At 35.1% G+C, this 17,517-nt stretch carries 17 protein-coding genes and 1 tRNA gene; 10 read left to right on the plus strand and 8 right to left on the minus strand.

What is annotated here, in order from left to right; translation table 11 throughout:
- Positions 1–54 precede the first annotated feature (54 nt).
- Together H5V42_RS04375 and H5V42_RS04380 are read left to right on the plus strand one after the other, a co-directional pair.
- Positions 55–1,350 (plus strand): hydroxymethylglutaryl-CoA reductase, degradative, encoded by a 1,296-nt coding sequence (locus H5V42_RS04375; RefSeq protein ID WP_185781910.1) that lies wholly within the window; start codon positions 55–57, stop codon positions 1,348–1,350.
- A complete protein-coding gene (locus H5V42_RS04380; RefSeq protein WP_185781911.1) occupies positions 1,350–2,255 on the plus strand; it encodes a GYDIA family GHMP kinase in 906 nt (301 codons plus the stop codon). The genes H5V42_RS04375 and H5V42_RS04380 overlap by 1 nt, the downstream gene beginning before the upstream one ends.
- On the opposite strand, the gene H5V42_RS04385 is transcribed toward H5V42_RS04380, so the two are convergent.
- The 7 genes from H5V42_RS04385 to H5V42_RS04410 all read right to left on the minus strand — a co-directional run bounded on the left by H5V42_RS04385 (position 2,252) and on the right by H5V42_RS04410 (position 10,068).
- Positions 2,252–4,375, minus strand: a complete 2,124-nt coding sequence (locus H5V42_RS04385) for a peptidylprolyl isomerase (RefSeq protein ID WP_185781912.1) — start codon at positions 4,373–4,375, stop codon at positions 2,252–2,254. The genes H5V42_RS04380 and H5V42_RS04385 overlap by 4 nt on opposite strands.
- Positions 4,376–4,479: 104 nt before the next feature.
- Positions 4,480–5,769 (minus strand): hemolysin family protein, encoded by a 1,290-nt coding sequence (locus tag H5V42_RS04390; RefSeq protein ID WP_185781913.1) that lies wholly within the window; start codon positions 5,767–5,769, stop codon positions 4,480–4,482.
- Between the two features lie 2 nt (positions 5,770–5,771).
- Positions 5,772–5,978, minus strand: coding sequence for a hypothetical protein (locus tag H5V42_RS15155; RefSeq protein ID WP_188669503.1), 207 nt, complete (start codon positions 5,976–5,978; stop codon positions 5,772–5,774).
- Between the two features lie 66 nt (positions 5,979–6,044).
- Positions 6,045–6,647 carry an LPS export ABC transporter periplasmic protein LptC gene (gene lptC / locus H5V42_RS04395; protein ID WP_185781914.1) on the minus strand — a complete coding sequence of 201 codons (603 nt, stop codon included), beginning with the start codon at positions 6,645–6,647 and terminating at the stop codon, positions 6,045–6,047.
- Positions 6,647–8,017, minus strand: coding sequence for a hypothetical protein (locus H5V42_RS04400; RefSeq protein WP_185781915.1), 1,371 nt, complete (start codon positions 8,015–8,017; stop codon positions 6,647–6,649). Before H5V42_RS04400 ends, lptC begins: the two co-directional genes overlap by 1 nt.
- Positions 8,018–8,058: 41 nt before the next feature.
- Positions 8,059–9,336, minus strand: coding sequence for a hypothetical protein (locus tag H5V42_RS04405; RefSeq protein ID WP_185781916.1), 1,278 nt, complete (start codon positions 9,334–9,336; stop codon positions 8,059–8,061).
- Entirely contained in the window at positions 9,337–10,068 is a 732-nt protein-coding gene (locus H5V42_RS04410; protein ID WP_185781917.1) for a type III pantothenate kinase, read from the minus strand.
- A gap of 118 nt (positions 10,069–10,186) precedes the next feature.
- Here H5V42_RS04410 and H5V42_RS04415 point away from each other — a divergent pair.
- The 4 genes from H5V42_RS04415 (at position 10,187) to H5V42_RS04430 (ending at position 12,950) form a co-directional block, all read left to right on the plus strand.
- A tRNA-Phe gene (locus H5V42_RS04415) sits at positions 10,187–10,259 on the plus strand.
- 75 nt (positions 10,260–10,334) lie between these two features.
- A complete protein-coding gene (locus H5V42_RS04420) occupies positions 10,335–11,306 on the plus strand; it encodes a phosphotransferase (RefSeq protein WP_185781918.1) in 972 nt (323 codons plus the stop codon).
- The gene (locus tag H5V42_RS04425) at positions 11,303–12,598 is read left to right on the plus strand and encodes an ADP-ribosylglycohydrolase family protein (RefSeq protein WP_185781919.1); all 1,296 of its coding nucleotides are present in this window, start codon (positions 11,303–11,305) and stop codon (positions 12,596–12,598) included. Before H5V42_RS04420 ends, H5V42_RS04425 begins: the two co-directional genes overlap by 4 nt.
- Before the next feature lie 124 nt (positions 12,599–12,722).
- Positions 12,723–12,950, plus strand: a complete 228-nt coding sequence (locus H5V42_RS04430) for a hypothetical protein (RefSeq protein ID WP_185781920.1) — start codon at positions 12,723–12,725, stop codon at positions 12,948–12,950.
- Positions 12,951–12,975: 25 nt separating this feature from the next.
- Here H5V42_RS04430 and H5V42_RS04435 read toward each other — a convergent pair whose 3' ends face one another.
- The gene (locus H5V42_RS04435; protein WP_185781921.1) at positions 12,976–14,532 is read right to left on the minus strand and encodes a glycoside hydrolase family 32 protein; all 1,557 of its coding nucleotides are present in this window, start codon (positions 14,530–14,532) and stop codon (positions 12,976–12,978) included.
- Between the two features lie 76 nt (positions 14,533–14,608).
- Here H5V42_RS04435 and H5V42_RS04440 point away from each other — a divergent pair, with 76 nt between their 5' ends.
- The 4 genes from H5V42_RS04440 to arsM are packed head-to-tail and all read left to right on the plus strand — an operon-like array spanning position 14,609 to position 17,515.
- On the plus strand, positions 14,609–15,097 hold the full coding sequence (locus H5V42_RS04440) for a rhodanese-like domain-containing protein (protein ID WP_185781922.1): 489 nt from the start codon (positions 14,609–14,611) through the stop codon (positions 15,095–15,097).
- Positions 15,098–15,118: 21 nt separating this feature from the next.
- Positions 15,119–15,757, plus strand: coding sequence for a TIGR04282 family arsenosugar biosynthesis glycosyltransferase (locus tag H5V42_RS04445; RefSeq protein ID WP_185781923.1), 639 nt, complete (start codon positions 15,119–15,121; stop codon positions 15,755–15,757).
- A complete protein-coding gene (locus H5V42_RS04450; protein WP_185781924.1) occupies positions 15,738–16,553 on the plus strand; it encodes a purine-nucleoside phosphorylase in 816 nt (271 codons plus the stop codon). The genes H5V42_RS04445 and H5V42_RS04450 overlap by 20 nt, the downstream gene beginning before the upstream one ends.
- Positions 16,550–17,515 carry an arsenosugar biosynthesis arsenite methyltransferase ArsM gene (arsM, locus tag H5V42_RS04455; RefSeq protein ID WP_185781925.1) on the plus strand — a complete coding sequence of 322 codons (966 nt, stop codon included), beginning with the start codon at positions 16,550–16,552 and terminating at the stop codon, positions 17,513–17,515. Before H5V42_RS04450 ends, arsM begins: the two co-directional genes overlap by 4 nt.
- Positions 17,516–17,517 lie beyond the last annotated feature (2 nt).

A 17,517-nucleotide genomic window follows, 5' to 3' on the forward strand; every position in this document is an offset into this window, starting at 1 on the left:
CTAAGCCCAAGGTAAAAAGCCGAAAGAATTATATTTGAAAACTAAGTTAGATGTATGCAAAAACCGGTAAATGGGTTTTCTAAGTTCTCCAAAGAAGAAAAAATAGATTGGGTTGCTCAAAACTTTTCTAAAAACCCCCAAACAACAAAAAAAATTCTAAGAACTTATTGGAACTCAAACGAGGAGTTACAAAAGATTCATGATGAGTTTATTGAGAATACGCTAACCAATTATTACCTGCCGTTTGCTGTTGCTCCTAATTTTATGATTAACCAGCAAATGTATACCATACCCATGGCTATTGAGGAAAGCTCTGTGGTTGCTGCTGCAGGTAATGCTGCTAAGTTTTGGTCAACCAGAGGAGGGTTTAAAGCATCTATTCTTGGAACAGAGAAAATAGGTCAGGTTCACTTTATGTTTAAAGGAGATGCAAATAAATTAGAGACTTTATTTAATACAATAAAACCTCAATTTTTCATAGATACTGAAACCATCACCAAAAACATGAAAAAACGAGGTGGTGGTATTACTTCAATTGAGCTACGTAACAAAACCGAAGAATTACAAAATTACTATCAACTGCATTGCACTTTTGAGACTTTAGATGCCATGGGTGCAAATTTTATCAACTCTTGTCTTGAACAATTTGCAAAAACTTTAGAGCGAGAGTCAGAAAAAGTAGATTTAGATATTGAAGTTGTCATGAGTATTTTAAGCAACTACGTGCAAAACTGCGTAGTTAAAGCAGAGGTTTCTTGCCGTATTTCAGACGACAAAAGCCCTTCTTCTATTTCTAAAAATTTTGCCGATAAAATTATACAAGCTGTTGCTATTGCCAAAGCAGAGCCTTATAGGGCCGTTACACACAATAAAGGTGTAATGAATGGTATTGACGCTGTTGTTCTCGCTACAGGCAACGATTTTAGAGCCATTGAAGCTGGTGTACATGCTTACGCCGCAAAAGATGGTAAATACTCCAGCCTAACACATGCAAAAATTGAAAATGACACTTTTTATTTTTGGATTGAAGTACCTTTGGCTCTAGGTACGGTTGGCGGCCTTACTAGTTTACATCCGCTTGTTAAACTCGCCTTAGAAATACTACAACAACCCACAGCTAAAGAACTTATGCAAATAATTGCCGTAGCTGGCTTAGCTCAAAATTTTGCTGCTTTACGTTCATTAGTTACCACTGGTATTCAGAAAGGACATATGAAAATGCACTTACTTAATTTACTTAACCAAGCTGGAGCTGATGAACAAGAAAAGAAACAATTAGTAGCTCATTTTAAGGATAGAGAAATTAGCAATGCAGCTGTGGCAGAAGCTTTACAAAATTTGAGAAAGTAATGGTGCAAAAATACTATAGCAATGGTAAGTTATTGCTTACTGGTGAATACGCAATTCTAGACGGAGCCGTTGGCTTAGCCGTACCTACTAAATATGGTCAAACATTAGAATTTAGTTATTCCAATACAGATTCACTTTTATGGAAAAGCTATGATGCTGACAAAACGCTTTGGTTTGAGGTAGAATACGCACTAACTCTAGAGCACACCAGAACAACTAATGATAAAGAAAAAGCGACTATACTTTTGAAAATACTTAAAAAAGCGAAGGAATTAAACCCCGCATTTTTAAAAACAAGCCAAGGTATTGTAGTAGAAACGCACCTTTCATTTCCTCGAAATTGGGGGTTAGGAACATCGTCAACTTTGGTGAATAATATTGCTCAATGGGCCAAAATTGATGCTTTTGAGTTATTAAGCAAAACACTAGGAGGTAGTGGGTATGATATTGCCTGTGCACAAAATTTTCAGCCTATCTTATATCAATTAGATTTAGGTCAACCTAAAATCATACCAGTGCTTTTTAATCCAGAATTTAAAAAACGTCTATTTTTTGTTTACCTCAACAAAAAGCAAGATAGTAGAGAAGCTATTGCTAACTATAGACAACAACGTTTTAACAAGCAAGAATTACTTTCGAAAGTAAATACAATTACTCAGCATATGCTTGAGGCTAAAACTATTGAGGAATTAGAATCTCATATCATTGAACATGAACAAGTTCTGGCAAATGTTTTAGGACAATCGCCAATAAAGCGAAAATTTCCTGATTATTTTGGAGCTATTAAAAGTCTAGGAGCTTGGGGTGGCGATTTTATTCTTGTTACTGGAAATGAAAAAACCCCTGACTATTTTAAAGCCAAGGGTTTTGCTACTGTTATTTCTTATGAGGATATGGTAATTTAAAAGAAATCTGCTCTGTTATCCTCAATTTCTGCGCTTTCTTTTAATGCATTAAATACTTGTGTATTAACAGCATTTCTATTTTGATTACTTAACGTAGTGCCAAAGGTTGCATAGTTAGGTAAACTAATAGCGTCTTCCTTCTTGGTTACCTTTACCATAAAAACACCTGTTTCGCCCTTTAGTAAGCCAGAAGTTTGATTTTCTTCCATAGCTAAAGCTGTACCTACAACCAATGGTTCACGACCCGCTCCTGGAATGGTTGGAGCTTTGGCGGTAACTGCGGTTGCAGTTGACTGTGTAACATTGTTAGATGATGCAAACGCAGACATGTCTTTACCTTTATTTGCTGCAATTATCTGCTCTGCTTTTCTTTCTTTTCTTAAAATTGGTAGTACGGTGGCAGAAGCATCTTCTGAAGCCATTACCCCTTCTTTATACTTTTTGGTTACTTGAACTACTGCATAACCAGTAGCTAAATCAAATCTTCTAATATCACCAACTTCAGTGTCTGGACTAAATGCCCATTGCACTACATTACGTTGTTGACCTAAACCAGGTAAGTTCTCATCAAGCGCCTTAACTTTATTTACAGGCCTAACAATATATTCACTTTTTTCTGCAATAGAAGAAAAGCTTTCTGCATCAGCCTCAGTGGTTTCCATTTCAAACTTTGTTGTCTCTGTAAACAAGTTACTAGTTGTAGTTTCAGAAGGCTGTACTTCTCTTGAAAGGTTTGCAATTTGAACAACATCTTGTTTATCATCTATTTTAATGATATGAAAACCAAACTGAGTTTCAACTAAACCAATAGAACCAACTGAATTGTTAAAACAGAAATCATTAAACTCATCAGCCATTATTCCTTCTTGGAAGTAACCTAAATCTCCTCCTCTAGTAGCCGTAGGACCGTCTGAATTATCTCTAGCCAGTGCCGCAAAATCAGCATCTGACTTTTTAGCTTCTACGAGAATTCTTTTTGCTTCTGCCTCAGCTTCTTCTTTTGTTCTTTTTACTTCAGGATTTGCTCTTGTAGCCCCTTCGTAAGCAAATAAAATATGACTAGCTTTTACTGAACCATTTGCTTTACGACTAACCATTTTAGTTACGCTGTAATAACCTCCATCTTTATAAGGACCGTAGATTTGACCAATTGAAAGTGCCATAATTGAATCAGCGGCTATTTGTGGTAAATCTTTTTTCGCTTTGTAGATAGTATCAAACTTAGTATCAGAATATCTGTCTAAAAAGGCCGCATAATCTGTAGTATTTTTAAATCCAAGAATAGTATCGTTTCTATCTGTACTTTCATTGTATTCCACTGCATCATCTAGCACTTTAACAATAGCTGCTTTTATTGCAGACTCATCTTCTTCAGATGCTTTCTCTTCAAAAAACACAAAACGAATATCTCTCGCTGGTTCTTGTTTAAAATCATCTTTATGTTCATTAACATAAGCCTGAATTTCAGATTTAGAAATTGTAATGGTACTATCAGGAATAGCGTTGTAAGGTACTCTTACATATTGCATATCTACCTTATTGCCCTGAAGTTTATAATCAAACTCTCCTTCTGATAATGTAGCTCCAACACCTGCCTTTACTAAATTAAAATACATCTGCTCTTTGGCATACTGCATAATGTTTTTCTCATCTTGTAACCAAGCATCATAACGCAAAGGGTCGTTAGCTTTCCAATCGGCTATTGCATTTCTAAAAAGCTCTGCATTAAAATTACCATCGCTATCAACAAAATCTGGAATTTGAGCGTATCCTGGATTTGTTCTTACGTAATCAACAATTTGGTCGCTTTCAATAGCAATACCTAATTCCTCAAACTGTTGATCTAGAACTACTCTTCTAACTTCTTGGTTATACACATTGTTTACCAATTGTGTAGTTGAGAAATTTGGTCCGTACTGTCTAGAAGCACGTTCCATTTTTCTTTGAAAGTCTTCTCTTGCGATAGCTTCTCCATTAATTTCTGCGATAGAAGAACCTACTTTAGCTCCACCTAAATCATTGCTATTAAAAATACCAGAAATCACAAAAGCGAAAAGCGCTAAACCAATAATTAAAATTAATACTGTAGTACGCTTTCGAATATTGCTTAAAATTGCCATTTATCCTCTAATTTTGGTGGGCGAAAATACCATTTTCTTTTCAAAAAAGAAAGTAGTTATTTTCCTTATTGATAAGGTGTTTACGCCTTTTAATAATTTAAAATTTATTCTTCTTTTAACACCTGAATACTTACCATATCTATTTTGGTGTTCGAAACCTCTACTATTTGAAATAAAAAGTTTTCAATGGTTATTTCTTCCCCTTGACCAGGAATTTGACCGGTATTGCTAACTATTAAACCTCCTAAGGTTTCATAATCTTCACCTTCTGGCAACTCTAGCTTATAAGTCTCATTAACATAATCCACTTCTAAACGGGCAGAGAATTTGTAATTAAATTCATCTAATTGCTCTTCATACAAATCTGTAGAATCATGCTCATCTTCTATTTCACCAAATAATTCTTCTACAATATCTTCTACTGTCATAATACCAGAAGTGCCACCGTATTCATCTAAAACCACAGCTATACTTTTTCGTTTTTTGGTGAGCACATTTAAAATTTCATGTATAGACATGGTTTCTGGTACAAATTCAACAGGTCTTAAAATACTTTTAATGGTTTTTGGTTTTTTAAACAGTTCATAGGAATGTACATATCCAATAATATCATCAATGGTCTCTTTATAAACCAATATTTTAGAATACCCTGTATCACTAAAGAGTTTTGCTAAATTTTTAGGCGTGTTATGAAGTTCAATTGCCATGATTTCTGTTCTGGGTATCATTACTTCTCTAGCCTTTACTTCAGAAAATTCTAATGCATTTTGAAATAATTGTATTTCAGAATCAACATTATCCTCTTCTTCAACTGCTTCTAATTGCTCCGAAATGTAATCGCCTAGCTCTATTTTACTAAACGCCAACTGTATTTCATCACCTTCTGTTCTAAAAAATACTTTCAAAACAAAATCTGATACCTTAATAACAAACCAAGAGATTGGGGTAAATAATAAGTAAAAAACATATGCCGGAAACGCCAATATCTTTACAAAAGTGTTCGCATAAATCTGAAACAATACTTTTGGTAAAAACTCGGCGGTAAGTAAAATTATTAATGTTGAAATCACCGTCTGTGATAGCAAACTAAAATCTTGCAATAATAGGTTTACCAAATTGTTAGCTGAAGGTAGAAAGGTTTTAAACCAAGCCATTAGCTTGTCTCCCATAAAAAGACCATACACCACTAAAGCAATATTATTACCAATGAGCATTGAGGCAATAAACTTTGATGGTTTTCTTGTAATCCACCCAAGAACTTTAGCCAAAAATCCTTCTTGTTTTTTCTCTATTTCAATATGGATTTTATTAGCTGAAACAAAAGCTATTTCCATTCCTGAGAAAAACGCAGAAAAGAGTAAAGCAGTGCTAATTATAAGAGATGAACTATCCAAGATTATTGGTTTTGATTCTCTCGCTTACGTTGTTCAAATTTTTTATAATAATGTCTTCTAAAGAAGAAGTTGAATCCAGTCACCAAAGCAAGCAAAATAAAAATATAGGCTTTATTTCTATCTCCCTGCCAATTACTTACCGCCATAAAAACTGATAATATCGAAACTATCAGATTAATGTAAATGGTATATTTTAAAAATCCTTTCATTTTTAATTTCAACTAATTTTGATTCAAAAGTATATCTTCAAAATCAATAAAATGCTGTCTTTGTAATTATTCTTCTTCACTTATGGTCATTAAACCATACGTTTTGTGCGCATTAAAATAAGTGAAATCGTTATTGAAGTCCATACCCTCACCGTCCATTATGGTTCCATCTTCAGGGTTAGTGTAGGTAAATTTTGCTTCAGTAAATATCCATTTTTTAGCCCTATCCCAATATAACTGTGGTGTTTCTAGTTTTTTACCGTCATGACTTGTAATTACCACATTACCTTGCAAATCAATAATATTAGTTTCAGAATACATAATGCCATAATCTGCTACAACTGTACTTTTTTTACCTTCTTTATCATAGAAGTCTACCTCAACACCTTCTGGAAATAATTGATGCGCAAATTTTAAATTATCATAATTCTCATTTAACGGACTACGGAGCGTAAATACCAATTTGGTATCAGAAGAATCTTGTGAAGATAACGGTTCAGTTATTTCTGTATATGTAACTGTAAAGTTTTTGGCAACACCCTGAGGAAAAACCCGCTCACTTACCTCTTGCCCTACTCTTTTGTAATTATCCTTACAGCCCACAAAAAGGATTGCCACGGTAAAAACCGTGGCAATGCTATATAGTGTTCTCGAAGGTATTTTCTTCATTATAAGGCAGGTACTTTTACGCTACCACCAACCCAACAGCTGAAAGATATAGTTTGACCAGCCTTGCCTGAGTTAAAAATCATTGTTTTGTCTGGAGCTTTAGCTCTATAACTTGCTGCCGCTCTGCTTGCTGAACCACTTACAGAAGGGTCAACTCTTGCACCTTTTTCTGCAATATTAGCCGCCATCCAGTAGATTGCTCTTTTTTCAAAAGTATCTTTACCACATGCATTAGCACTTGATGCTACCAAACTAGCTTCTAAGATATAAGCTCTACCGTTAGATGGATTAGCTTGAACTGCTTTTCTTAAATAACTTCTAGCTTGAGACTTACTGCTTCTACGTACTATAGTGGCAATTTTGTAAAGAATATTTGACTTTTTAACAGCATCTGCTTCTAACTCAACAGCTTTGTTAAAATCAGCAATAGCTCCATTCTTGTCACCATTTTTAGATTTCAAAGTACCCAAATAAACATATACATCTGCAGATGGATCTAACTCTGCCTGTACTTCTACCATTTTAGCAAATAAAGGATCATCTGTACATTCTTTGGCAAACATTCTACCTACAGCACTCTTAACCCATTTAACATCTCCTTTTTTAGCATCGAAATTTTTCTCGTATAAAGGAATTAGGTTACTACAATCGGCTAGTTTACCTAGTTTAGCATCAACACTTTCAGATACTTTACCAAGTGCCTCTGAATTTCTACTGTAAATACCTAAGTTCTTTTTTTCTTTTGAAGAAATAGTACCCGCTTCTTCTTTTGCTAAAAGCTTGGTAATGTTATTTGTATATCCCTTATTAATGTTATCCATTTGCTCAACTACAGCATCATAAGTATCAAATACTTCTTGTATGTCTTTTGCACCTGAATCGTAAAGGTTTACTAAACTAGAGAAGTATAGATACAAACCTTTTGGATTTTTAAATGATGTTGGATTAGCTTTGAATTCGGTATCCATCATATCAAAAACCTGCTTATCAGAAGCCATGTTTTGTTGATCCATTAAGATTGCCTTATCACTAATAACATCACCTTTTGGATATTTAGAAGCAAAATATTTATTAGCATCATCATAAAGCGATAAAAGCTCTTGAACATAACCGTCTTTATCTGCTCCAGAAGAGTTTTTAATTTTATGCTTTAAAATTCTTTCTCCGTAAGAAATGTTTGCCTTGTTTAAATCTGGGCAATCAGTCATTACTTTTTTCCAGGGCTCATAAGCGGCATCGTAATTTTTAACTTTTGCATGCTCTGCGTAAATTGAAAGATTAGTCATACACTCAGGATTTTGAGCCTGGGCTACACTTAAACCCGCCGACATAATCACTGCAATCATCGTTAAGTAGTAAGTCTTTTTCATCTTATTAATTTTGAAGTGGTTAATGTACAAATTTTTATAATTTAATCTATTTGTCTTTTCTGGAACCATTTGGCGTTCAATGACAATCCTAAGTTCACTTTGAAATAACTTTCCTCTATGAGTTGCGCATCTGTGGTTCCTCTTCTGCCGAGTTCAAACCCAACGTTTAAATTTGAGAATCTATCTACACCAACACCAGTGAGTGGAAAACCTAGTCCAAAAGTTATGCCAAAGTTGTTTATATCTTTTCCGTTTACCACCATTCCGGTTTGATCATAACGCAAACCTGCACGATAAGTTACCCGTTTTAAAAAGCTTGAAAAGGAAGTATAATCAGGAATCCAATAACCACCTAATGATAGTGTAGACGCATCATCATAACCCACATTATCTAACTGTAAGAAGGCATTTTCAAATTCGCTATTCTTTTGCGTGCTGTATTCACCCGCTACAAACCATTTTTTTTCTTCTCCTAAACCTAAACCGAGCGTAAAAATGGTTGGTACTCTAATAGAAGTTCTATCAAGATTTTGTGCAGCTAAATCCACATCTATAACCTCGATATCTTGACCCGTAGTTAACGAAAATGATCCTAAACTTTGCTCGTTATCAGCATTAAGGTTTACTTGAGTATTTGCACCTAAAAAGGAAAATAGTTTCAATTTATCGGAAATCATTGGGGTGTAATTCAAGGTGTAATTAAAATCAAAACCTTGAATTCTTGAAGTTCTATCATCTATAGTTCCCAACTGCACACCTTCTACACTCTGTATTCTTGTGTATTCAAACCTACCAAAGTTGTAATTAACAGTAGCACCAAGCGTTAAATTCTTTGCTGCCTGAAACCCAAGCGACATGTAAACTCGGTTTAAACCACCTTCACCAGAAAATGCATTGATAATTTCTTCGCCTTGTGTATTAGAAGAAGTTTGACTTAGGCTATAACCTACAGAAGAGTATGGCAACAAACCAAAACCTAAACCTATATTTTTTCCTAACGGCAACCCTATAGCTAAATAGTCTAGATTAGTTACCGATGTATTTTGCTGCTCATTAGCATCTTTAAGCCTAAACTCTTTATGACCAATACCCGCCGCATAGGTTGTTAGTCTTAGGTTGGAGTATGCCGCAGGGTTTCTTAAGTTAATGTGGATACTATCGGCATACATGCGTAAGCCACCCATCATTTGATTCTCAACTGTACCTACATCTCTAAAATCTCCAATACCAAAGAAAGAATAAGGTGAAACGGTACCATTTTGTGCAAAAATCCCATAAGACGATAGGCACATAAATGCAATCAAAAGTTTCTTAGCCATTTATTGTTTGTTGTACTCCAGTAGGTGATTTAATCCTTCTAGCAAAAATTTAGAATTCGCAAATATGATATTTTTTAAGCGTTTAGCAAAAAAATGCGAATCGCCCCCTGTTAAAATGACTGTTAAATCTTTAAAACGTGCGTTATATTGGTTGATTACACCATCAACTTCTTGCAAAACTCCATTTAACACTCCACTATGCATACAGTTTTCTGTTGTATTTCCAATAAAGTCAATTAGCTCATTTTGGGGTTCTAATAATGGTAATGAAGCCGTATGCTCATGCATAGCTTTGTAACGCAAACCTAAACCTGGAGAAATAGCTCCTCCAAGATACTCTCCATAATCATTTACCATATCATAAGTTATGCAGGTACCTGCATCAATAACCAAAACATTTTTACCCCGGTAACTACAATAAGCCCCTGCTGCTAACGCAATTCTGTCTACCCCTAAACTTTGAGGAGATGCATAACTGTTTTTAAAGGGCAATTTAGTTTGCGCATCTAAAACATGTACCTTACAGAATAAAGAAAGTACCTGAATTTCATTTTTTACCTCACCCCCAACAGAAGCTACCAAGGCCCTTTTTATTTTAGGATGTGAGTTAAAAACTGTTTTTATAGATTCAAGAAAATTTTCTCTGTGACTAATTTGGTCTTCAACCAGACCATTTCTATCAAAAACACCCAGTTTTATTCGGGTGTTACCAACATCAACAACTAGATTCATAACACAAATATGAGCAATTGATAGGCATTCTTGAATGCTTTTTTGTTATTTTTATTTGTATATCTACAAATTGAAATTATATTTGCACCCGCCTTAACAAAAAGGCACTTGAAATACTGGTACCTTAGCTCAGTTGGTAGAGCAACGGACTGAAAATCCGTGTGTCCCTGGTTCGATTCCTGGAGGTACCACTTCAACGAAAACCCACGCATTAGTTGCGTGGGTTTTTCGTTTTAGGCTTTCCCCGTATCTTGTAAAGAAAAAAATTGAAAAAATTTTCACTCGACTCTTCCTTTACAGCCATTGAAAACTATTTAAAACTACAAGGTGTAATTCAACCCAACGAATTTATAATTGCAGTGGAAAAACCAGGAGAAGGTAATATGAATGTGGTTTTACGAATTAAGACTGATGTTACTTCTTACATTTTAAAGCAATCTAGAGCATACGTTCAAAAATATCCTCAAATACCTGCCCCTTTACATAGAATACAAGTAGAATACCAATTTTACAATAACCTTAAGAAAAGTAAAGCTGCACGTTCTTTCCCAAAGATTTTGCATTTTGATCCCAATAATTACACGCTTATACAAGAAGATTTGGGTAACATTCAAGACCTTACTACAATTTATGACCAAAAAAGTATAGCTCCATCTGACGTCACCTCTTTAATAGAACTCGCACAGTTGATTCATAAAACTCCAATTAAAAACACGCCTCTAAAAAATAAGGAGCTACGGCAATTGAATCACCAGCATATTTTTGTACTACCTTTTGAACAAGAAAACGGTTTTAATCTAAATGATGTACAAACCGGATTACAACAATTAGCTGAGCCTTTTAAAAATGATGAGGAATTAAAAACCATCATCAAAAGTCTTGGAGAATTGTATTTAAGTGAAGGAGAGGTATTAATTCATGGCGACTACTACCCTGGTAGTTGGGTAAAAAGACAAAATTCGCTCTTTGTTATCGACCCCGAATTTAGTTTTTTAGGCTTCGCTGAATTTGATTTGGGTGTAATGGCCGCCCATGTAATTATGGCAACTGGCAACAAGCAAATTTTTACCGATATTAAGAATTCTTATACTGAAGATTTTTCGATGAAAATAACTCAACAAATAGCTGGCATTGAAATTATGAGAAGAATAATTGGGTTAGCGCAATTGCCGCTAACTAGAAGCCTATCAGAAAAAGAACGTTTACTTGTACTAGCTAAAAACCTAATTCTACAATGAAAAAATATGCGCAATTATTAGTTTTAATTCTTCTTTCAGCCTGCGCCAAAGAGCAAAAATCGAGTATTAACATACCTTCACCAAACACCAGTTTTTCTCAAGATACTTTTGCTATTTCTAAGGAAGACTATTATGATAAAGTTTTGGGAGCGCTTGTAGGCTCTGCAATAGGTGATGCCATGGGTGCTTCAACAGAAATGTGGCACAGAGATAATATTCAATTAAAATATGGCTACATAACAAATTTAACCCCGGCCTTACGAGTTCAGTCTCCTGAGGGTACTTGGGAGCATAACTTACCGGCTGGAGCTACAACTGACGATACTCGTTGGAAAATGCTTGCAACAGCCTACCTTACCGCTAATCAAAACAACCAAAACGCTGAAAATTTTGTCGATTTTATTCTAAGCTATTACCAACAAGAAGTTGAAAAGCTAAACACCAAAGAAACATTTAATAGTACCGATTTTTTAGATGATGCTATTGAAAAAATAGATTGGATTAAAGAATGGGCTAGGGTTGCTCAGGCCTATAAAAAAGGAACCTCTGCTTATCTTGAAGCCTCTAACAGATTTTATGGCGGTGAAATGTCTTGTGCTGGCCAACTTTACACACCCATGTTTGGCTTATGGGCCAATTCTCCTGAAGAAGCCTACGTAAACGCCTATGCGCATTCTATTTTTGATATAGGCTACGCTAAAGACATTTCTGGTCTAGTTGCAGCTTTAACCAACAAAGCCATGCGTACCCAAAACATAGACTCTTTAATTACAACTACTCTTGTTGTAGACCCCCTAAAATACCAAGATAGTAGATTGGTTGGTAGAATTTCTGCAGGTATTACCGAAACTTCTTTAACAGCAGTATTACTAACCCAAAAAGAAGCAAAACTGGATAGTTTATTTATTGATAAAAATATCGTAGAAATGCCAAATTCATATCCCAGAACTGAGTTAGACTGGGCAATTGAAAACATGTTATTTTTATATTTAGAGGAAAACGAAAAAGCAATTGCGTTCCATTCGGGCGAAATTTACCAGATACTAATTACTGCACTTAAATATGCTGATGGAGATTTTGAAAAATGCATGCAATTTATTGTAAACTACGGCAGAGATAATGATACAGTTGCCGCTGTAGCTGGCACTATTTTAGGCGCAATGCATGGCTATAAAAATTTACCCAAAGACCTCAAAAACAAAGTCATTAAAGTAAATAAAGAAATAATGGGAATAGACCTAGAAGTACTGGCTTCTAAGCTAACCCAAGCCAAGTACCAACAAATCAATTGAAAATCAATGATTTTGTTGTAAACTTCATAAAAATATATTAAATATTAACTTGGTGTTTGAGAATTTAACATTTTGTCGTATAATGGCGGATTAATAATTATACTTTACAAATTCTATATAAAAAATGGCAGACGATTTGCTACAATTGGCCACTGAGTTTGAGAATAGAAAACTCAGCCATATGTCAACGAGTGACAGGGTGGCCGCTTCACGTGAGGCTAAAAGCCTCATACTTTCGATAAATGAAATCTATAAGAAGACTAAAGATGCTGACCTTATGGATGTTATGAAACGATTGACGGAGAAGAAAAAGAAAATTGAAAAACGATTAAAGGGTAATCCTTTAACTTAAAAAAAGCCCCAAATTGGGGCTTTTTTTATTCCCAAATACTATAAACTTCTTGTACTGTAAAATCTTTTATTACCATTTTGGTATTAGAAAGGTTCTTGAACTCTATTTGATTATAAGGTTCACTTGGAAAAATTTGTTCTGTCATAACACCTTCTCCTTTATTAACAAACAATTCTGAAGAAGAAGCGTCTACAAATACCTCCCAAGCCATTGGATTTGCTGACTTATCTTCCAAAATCATATAATGTAATTTATTTCCAAAATCATAATTAAAACCGGTATCGCCAGAATTAGTTCTATCTACCATGACCATATGTTCAACTGCTTCATAGATAAAACTCAAACTTTCTTTTTTACCATTAGATAGGGTTAGACTAAGGTCTTTTCTAGGTAATTGTAGACTTATTTTTGATTGATTTAAATTGGCTACCTCCACAACTTTTGATTCACCCGGCGCCAAAGAAAATTCAGTTGTAGCATCATTTTTTAGAAGGCTTTGTAAGCTTTCCACTGGGTAATTCACCAACACATACTCATCTTCAATTTTTTTGAGTTTTAAATCTCGCGGAAGCGTCATTGCGCTTCGCCAAGTTGTTGTAGGGGTTTTTAAAGCATACTGCCAGTTACTCATCCAACCAATAAACTTTCGTTTTCCATCAGGCGTATTGTTATACGTTACTCCAGCATAATTATCTGTTCCCCAATCTAACCACTTAAAATTTTCATGTGCTGCTGTAAAGGTTGTGCCATCAAAATCACCTACAAAATATTGTGTTCCACTGCCCCCATTTGGTGCACCAGAACCTATACTAATTATCATCACCCACTTTTTTTCTCCTGTTTCTTCAACCACTAACGGAAAAAGGTCTGGACACTCCCAAACTCCGCCATGCGCCCCATTATCTTCTCCAAAATCACTGATATTATCCCATTCTTTGAGATTTTTTGAACGGTAAAACTTAGCATGGTCACCCGCAACTAAAATCATAATCCAACTTTCAGAAGCCTGGTGCCAAAAGACTTTAGGGTCTCTAAAATCTTTAATTCCGGGATTTTTAATTATGGGATTATCCGCAAATTTTGTCCATGTTTCTCCATTATCTAAACTGTAAGCTATGCCCTGACTTTGCCCATCTATTTCTCCCCTTTTTTCTTTATCCATAGAAAAATAAGTGTATATAGCCACCAAAGGCACTTTTCCATTTGACCCAAAACCTGAGGTATTATTCTTGTCTACAACTGCACTACCCGAAAATATAGCTCCTATCTCATCAGGATATAAGGCTATTGGTTTGTGCTCCCATTTTACCAGGTCTGTACTTGTTGCATGCCCCCAATGCATTGGGCCCCAAACCGTAGCATTAGGGTAATATTGATAAAATAAATGGTAAACTCCTTCATTGAAAACCAAACCATTAGGGTCATTCATCCAAGATGTTGGTGGAGAAAAATGATATTGCGGACGATGCTTTTCTTGATATAAGACGCTGTCATCACTTGCTAATTGTTCGGCTTCTTTAGGGTTGTTCTTGCAACATACCAATAGCAATATGGCAGTTATACTGGTAACTTTTTTTAACATAAAATCAGCTTAGTTTGAACTAAAAATAAAGAATTTTAAGCATTGTATTTTTAGGTTAATGTATCTTTGATTCGCTATGAGAATACACTACATACTGTTTTTGCTGTTTGTAATACCTCTAGGTTGTCTACCACAGAAAAACATTGACAAAACTCTAGAAAAAATGAATAGTGGGTCAGTTTCTTACGTAACGCCACAAGAACTACCTAACCAAAAAGTTGTTTTATTGGATACTAGAGAACTCGAAGAATTCAAGGTAAGCCATTTAAAAGATGCTCTTTGGGTAGGTTATAAAGATTTTGACATTACTACCGTATTAGAAAATATTCCTGAAAAAGAAACACCAATTGTTGTGTATTGCTCTATTGGTGTAAGGTCAGAAGATATTGGAGAAGAACTTCAAAAAGCTGGTTATACCAATATCAAAAACTTATATGGCGGAATCTTTGAATGGAAAAACCAGGATAAAGTCGTAATTGATTCTTTAGGTCAAGAAACAGAAAATATTCATGCTTATAGTAAGTATTGGGGAAAATTGTTGACCAAAGGAAACAAAGTATATTAAACATTTAACCAACTTCATCGATTGAAAAACACTACCGAAAACCTTTTACTGATTTTCACTAGAAATCCGGAATTAGGTAAATGCAAAACAAGATTAGCAGCAACTGTAGGCGACAAAACTGCATTAACCATTTATAATTTTTTATTAGAACACACCTTTGCAATCACTAAAGAAATTTCTGCCCACAAACAAGTCTATTATACCGAAGAAATTTGGGAAGATGATGTTTGGGAAAGTAGTATTTATGACAAAAAACTACAAGACGGCATTAATTTAGGTGACCGCATGCAAAATGCCTTTCAAGCTGGTTTCAAAGCAGGTTTTAAACGAATTGTTATTATTGGGAGTGACATGTATGATATTAGTAAAGAAGATATTGAACAAGCTTTTATAGCGCTTCAAAATCATGATTTTGTAGTCGGCCCTGCTGAAGACGGCGGCTATTATTTATTAGGAATGACCAATTTACATGAACCTCTATTTCAAGATAAAGTTTGGGGCACAGGAACCGTACTTAAAAACACGCTTTCTGATTTAAAAAATAAAAAGTACACTACTCTTTCTATTAAGAACGATGTAGATGTGTATGAAGATATTGAACATATAGATGCATTTCAACCCTTTTTAAAAGCGTATAAAAATGACAAAAAAACAACTTGAAGAATCAGCCGCATACTTAAAAAGTAAAGGTTTTGAAAAACCAGAAATTGGTATTGTTTTAGGTACTGGCTTGGGGCAATTGGTTACTGAAATTAAAGACCAAACCGTAGCCCACTACCATCAAATACCATATTTTCCTTTAGCCACCGTTGAATTTCATTCTGGAAAACTCATATTCGGAAGCCTTGGTGGAAAAAAAGTGGTAGTTATGCAAGGTAGATTTCATTTATATGAAGGCTATGATTTTGTTGACATTACCTACCCTATTCGTGTAATGCACGAGCTGGGAATTCAAAAACTATTTATTTCTAACGCGGCAGGAGCTATAAATCTCGACTATAAAAAGGGAGATATGATGCTGATTGAAGATCATATAAATCTTCAGGGCGGATCTCCCCTAGCTTTTAAAAATGTTGGGGAATTTGGAGAACGATTTGTTGATATGAGTGAACCTTACAATCTAAAAATGCGTAAGGTTATTGAACAATTAGCCGACAAACATAACATCTCGTTAAAAAAAGGTGTTTATGCCTCAGTGGTAGGACCACAATTAGAAACTAAGGCTGAGTACAGAATGTTGAAAATTTTAGGTGCAGACGCGGTTGGTATGAGTACCGTACCCGAAGTAATTGTTGCCAACCACTTAAAGTTACCAGTAGTAGCAATTAGTGTGTTAACAGATGAATGTGACCCAGATAATTTACAGCCAATAAATATTGAAGAGATAATTAAAATTGCGAACCAAACCGAACCAAAAATGGTAAGGTTGTTTAAAGAATTAATAGAAGAAATATGAGCTATTTAGATGCGACTCAAGATTTGTATAAAGAAGCTGCACTAACCCCAGATGTAGGTCTTTGCTGCACTACAAACCCTATTTGGCAGTTCCCCGGACTATCTATTCCTAAAATAATGCAAGAAATGAATTATGGCTGTGGTAGCACCGTTTCTGCACAAGATTTAGTTAATAACCCCAAAATACTTTATGTAGGCGTTGGCGGCGGTATGGAACTTTTACAATTTTCATATTTCTCTAGACAAGTAGGTGGCGTTACAGGTGTTGACTCTGTAGATGAAATGTTAGAAGCTTCTCGCAAGAACTTTAAAATTGCAGAAGAAGAAAATGATTGGTTTAAAAGTAACTTCGTTAATCTTGTTAAGGGTGATGCATTAAACTTACCTATTGAAAATGAAAGTATTGATGTTGCGGCTCAAAACTGCCTTTTCAATATTTTTAAAATGGAGGATTTAAAAAAGGCGGTTGCTGAAATGTATCGCGTTTTAAAACCGCATGGTAGATTGGTTATGAGTGACCCCATTTGTGAGCAACCTATGAATAACGAACTCAGAAATGATGACCGTTTAAGGGCGCTTTGTCTCAGTGGCAGTATTCCCATGAAAGATTATATTAAAGTGCTTACAGATGCCGGTTTTGGAACTATAGAAATACGTGCTAAACACTCTTATAGAGTTTTAAGTCCTAATCATTATCCTACGGAAGAATTAATTCATATTGAATCTATTGAAATAGCTGCCATTAAAGACCCAATGCCAGAAGATGGCCCATGTATCTTTACCGGCAAAACTGCTATTTATTACGGTAACCAAGAATATTTTGATGACGGCGCTGGCCATGTTTTACTTCAAAATCAACCGCTTGCAGTATGTGATAAAACAGCCGCCGCATTAGCTAAAGCTGACCCACAAATTCATGTAAGTGAAAGCACTTTTCATTATAATGGAGGTGGTTGCTGTTAAGT

It is taken from the genome of Croceivirga lutea (assembly GCF_014235875.1).
In the GTDB taxonomy this organism is placed as follows: domain Bacteria; phylum Bacteroidota; class Bacteroidia; order Flavobacteriales; family Flavobacteriaceae; genus Croceivirga; species Croceivirga lutea.